This is a genomic window from Streptomyces sp. NRRL F-2580, assembly GCF_000720115.1.
Taxonomy (GTDB): Bacteria; Actinomycetota; Actinomycetes; order Streptomycetales; family Streptomycetaceae; genus Streptomyces.
This window is the reverse complement of the sequence record NZ_JOIR01000154.1, coordinates 1-201: the sequence shown is the minus strand read 5'-3', so window position 1 is coordinate 201 and position 201 is coordinate 1. Positions and strand designations below refer to the sequence as shown.

General features: G+C 70.1%; 1 protein-coding gene. It reads left to right on the top strand.

The window, feature by feature from the left end; translation table 11 throughout:
• Positions 1 to 7: 7 nt before the first annotated feature.
• Positions 8 to 201 (top strand): response regulator transcription factor (locus IF88_RS49260; protein ID WP_037809003.1); only part of this gene is annotated, 194 nt, incomplete at its 3' end.

Below are 201 nucleotides of genomic sequence, written 5' to 3'. Positions count from 1 at the left end.
GAATCCCATGAGCCTCACCCTCACCCGCACCGCGCCGACCGCCGAAGCCGCCCTCCTCGCCCCCCGCGAACAGGAAGCCCTGCGCCACATCGCCGCCGGCCACACCTACCTCCAGACCGCCCGCCACATGGGACTCTCCAAGCACACCGTCGACGCCTACCTCCGCCGCATCCGCGCCAAGCTCAACATCAACAGCACCGC